Origin of the sequence: Acetobacter lambici, assembly GCF_011516885.1 — a bacterium.
GTDB classification, from domain to species: domain Bacteria; phylum Pseudomonadota; class Alphaproteobacteria; order Acetobacterales; family Acetobacteraceae; genus Acetobacter; species Acetobacter lambici.
Genome location: NZ_WOTD01000095.1, coordinates 1 through 3,683 on the forward strand (window position 1 = coordinate 1; position 3,683 = coordinate 3,683).

Here is a 3,683-nt window from a genome sequence, read left to right on the forward strand (position 1 = left end):
GATACTGCGCGCGGGTGATTTCAGTCCAGGCCATCTTGATCTCATCAGGTTATCGCAAACCCATGAATCATAATCCACTGAAATCACTCAACTCATTTTCGGTCAGACACTCAGGTGTGAGCAGTGAAGATGATGCGATGAAGCCCACCGTGGGCAATCTTTTTCATCCCAAAGCCGGGCAGACCCCCAACTACTGGCAGGGACTGGAAGCGCATGTGTCGGTCGAAGGGGGTGTAACCGGTAACCCCTGGACGCGTTCAGGCCGCAACTTTGCGCAGTACTATACGGATCGCGCCAATACCGCGACCCTTAACCAGATCATGGGCTCCATTTCCCACCCTGTGACATCTGTTGGCAAAGGCTACGGTCTGGGGTTCGTGTTTGAAGCCATGTATGGTTCGGATGCCCGTTTTGACCCGACCATTGGCATGGGCTCTGGCTCTTTGCATGGTCTTTACCAGTGGGCACCAACGCAGGCTCATATTGATGCGCATCTGCCGTGGATTTTCAAACGCGGGATCGACGTTCAGGTTGGTCAGATGTACGGGATTATGGGGGCGGAAGGTACACCTTCACAGGCCCGTCCGTTCTATAGCTTCAACTATGCGTCCGATTACATTGTACCGTTCGAAACGGTTGGCGTTCTGGCAACCATGCACGTAACCCAGCACATGGACTGGATCCTTGGGGTGGATGCGGGTAACTCCACAACATTCGGTTCATCGGGCAATAACAACAAGCCCAAAGGCTACTTTGGCTTTGCATGGAACAAACTGCTTGATGGCAAGTTGGACATGCACGCAATCGGCCATTTTGGTCCGCAGGGGAACAATGGTCGTCAGGTAACCTCTGCCGAGGGTTGGCTGAGCGCTGGCATGGGCAAGGCTGCCAACAGCCTGATGCAGTATAATGGGGACTTCATGGCGACTTATCATGTTAATGATAAGATGACTGTTTCCGTGAACGGCACTTATCTGCATGATGATGGTCTGCGTGATGACGTTTACGGTGTGAGCACCTATTTCTCCTACGCATTCCACCCGTGGCTGACCCTGAATGCGCGTGGAGAAATTTTCCGCGACAACTCCGGTGGGGTTATTGCAGAATATTCCAGCTTCAACTCCTTTACGCAGGCGATTACCAACAAGCCTTACCCCTACTACAATGCTATGCCAACAACGTATGGTGAACTCACCGTTGGCGTGACTTATAAGCCCGAGTTCATCAACAAAAAGCTGGCTCTGGGTGGCTTTATTATTCGGCCGGAAATCCGTCTGGACAAATCGCTCAATGGCACACATCCGTTCAACCAGGCTGGTAAGGTTGACAATCCGGTCGTCAATAACGGCACAAACAACATGTTCTGGTTCAGCTGTGACGCGACCTGGGCGTTCTGACCCTTTGCGGAAAAGAACTCAGCAGGTTTGATAAAACCATCTGTTGAATAAGTTGCTAAAAAAACGGCCTGCGGGATTTCCCTGCAGGCCGTTTTTATTGGAACACATGCATAAAATAATTTTTAATTATGGGCGGCATAAACAACCTGCGTCAGCCCCATGCGTGAGCGAGACCCACAGCCTGAACTAATCCAGCAATAATGGCGGACGCGCCAGTTATTCAGAACGAATCAATCTTGAAGTAAAGGCGTGAAATCTGGCCAGACAGATGGGCACCGTGGGCATGTCCTGAAAAGGACATATCAACCCCTTTGGCATTTTCCATCACAATACCAATAGGGCCGGAGTCTACGGCTGCGTCTCCGCCAATAGTCCAGTAAGTGCCTTCAAAATCCACCAGACGGGAGAGGTTTCTAACGCAACCCGTGCCTGTGACATTCGCGCCACCCAGAGCCAGAGCGCCGCCCCCCTTGACCGAAATAGGGTAACGCTGCCCGCCATATGTCAGGGTTCCACGCCCCCACATATAACCAATAGCGGCGCCAACTTCCTTCATGGAAATTTCAATCTGCCCATCGGACGCGGTATCGCACGCGGTCTTGGCCATGGCCTGACCAGATATGGTCGAGGCCACAATAAGGGAAACAACACCGGAGCGAAAAAAGGACATGAACAAAACTGCCAGACGTCTGGAAAGTGAAGAAAATGACATGTCATGGAAAGAGCAAAAGGGCAATGCCGAAACTTTGTGACAAACCCCGTTTTTAACGGCACCCTCGGCAAGGGCCGGCCCCTCCTACAACACGGTTTTTGACGACCGGACCAGTCTTTCCTATTAGGAGCGTCTTTGTCACGGAAGTTTTCAGTCAAAATGGGAGAGGAATTACGCTGATGGCAGCTGCCACGCAGTTCGGAAATACCAGACGGCGGACATACGCCATCCTTGTTGCTCTCGTTTTGGGTATTGTGTGTGGTCTGTCCATACATGTCTGGGCGCCTGCATATGTCAGCGCCGCAGAGCAGGTCGCAACATTGCTTACGGGCCTGTTCCTCAGGTTGATTCGCATGGTTATTGCGCCACTTGTGTTTGCCACGCTGGTCAGTGGCATAGGCAAGCTGGGGGATGATACGCTTGTGCTGCGTGTTGGCGGCAAGGTCATCCTCTGGTTCTTGGCCATGTCCTTTATCTCGCTCACAATCGGTCTGCTGGCAGCCAATATTTTGCAGCCGGGGGCAGGGTTCTCCGCACCACTCCCAGCGGACATCGCTTCGCTCAGGCATCCTTTCCAGCCGATCGACTTTGTGCTGCATATTGTGCCCACAAGTATTCTGGATGCCATGTCACGTAATGACATCCTCCAGATCGTTGTGTTTTCGGTCCTGTTTGGCGTGTCTTTGCCTGCGGCAGGTAAGGCGGGCAAAACCATGCTCTCATGGTCGGAGGAGCTGGCGCATATCATGTTGCGCATGACCGACATGGTCATGGTTCTGGCTCCCATCGCTGTTTTTGGCTCCATTATGGGGAGCCTTGCGCATAGCGGGCCGGAAATGATGATGCATTTCGGACGGTTTCTGTTCCAGTTCTACGGAACGATCATGACCCTTTGGATCGTACTGACCTGTATTACGTTCTGTGTCATTGGCCCGCGCATCAAGGAGTTGATCCGCGAACTGGTGCAGCCGGTCATTCTTGGGTTCGCTACAGCCAGTAGTGAATCTGTTTACCCGCTGCTGCTGGAACGGCTGGAAAGCTTTGGAGTGCCGTCGCGTATTGCGGGTTTTGTTCTGCCCTTGGGGTATAGCTTTAACTTGGACGGCTCCATCTTGTTCCAGTCCTTTGGTGCCATCTTCATTGCTCAGGCATACGGTATCCATATGCCATGGACACAGCAGGCGCTGATGGTGCTTGTCATGATGTTGAGCAGTAAGGGCATTGCGGGTGTTCCCCGGGCATCACTGGTTACGCTGGTTGCCGTGCTGCCGCAGTTTGGGCTGCCCGAGGCCGGGATCGCGCTCATTCTAGGGATCGACCATTTTCTCGATATGTTGCGCACGGCCACAAATGTGCTGGGCAATGGCTACGCGGCCGCAGTTTCTGCCAAATGGGAAGGTGTTTTGTCCGAAGGGCCGACGGAAGACGTCATCTGACCTCAGATTACAGGGGGCGGATAGAGTAAGAACGGGCCTTATGGGCCCGTTTTTATTTTGCGTGAGGAATGGTTGAGATGGAATATGGCGGTTTTCAGGGATTTTTTGATTAGGTTATGATTTTGTTTCATTTTTTTT

3 protein-coding genes are annotated in these 3,683 nt (G+C 52.4%); 2 read left to right on the top strand and 1 reads right to left on the bottom strand.

What is annotated here, in order from left to right:
* The first annotated feature begins 62 nt into the window (after nt 1-62).
* Nucleotides 63-1,397 carry an outer membrane beta-barrel protein gene (locus tag GOB86_RS14935; RefSeq protein ID WP_194301215.1) on the top strand — a complete coding sequence of 445 codons (1,335 nt, stop codon included), beginning with the start codon at nt 63-65 and terminating at the stop codon, nt 1,395-1,397.
* Between the two features lie 220 nt (nt 1,398-1,617).
* Here GOB86_RS14935 and GOB86_RS14940 read toward each other — a convergent pair whose 3' ends face one another.
* Nucleotides 1,618-2,067 (bottom strand): hypothetical protein, encoded by a 450-nt coding sequence (locus GOB86_RS14940; protein WP_165993438.1) that lies wholly within the window; start codon nt 2,065-2,067, stop codon nt 1,618-1,620.
* 221 nt (nt 2,068-2,288) lie between these two features.
* On the opposite strand from GOB86_RS14940, the gene GOB86_RS14945 reads away from it, so the two are divergent.
* Entirely contained in the window at nt 2,289-3,545 is a 1,257-nt protein-coding gene (locus GOB86_RS14945) for a dicarboxylate/amino acid:cation symporter (protein WP_165993440.1), read from the top strand.
* The last annotated feature ends 138 nt before the right edge of the window (nt 3,546-3,683 follow it).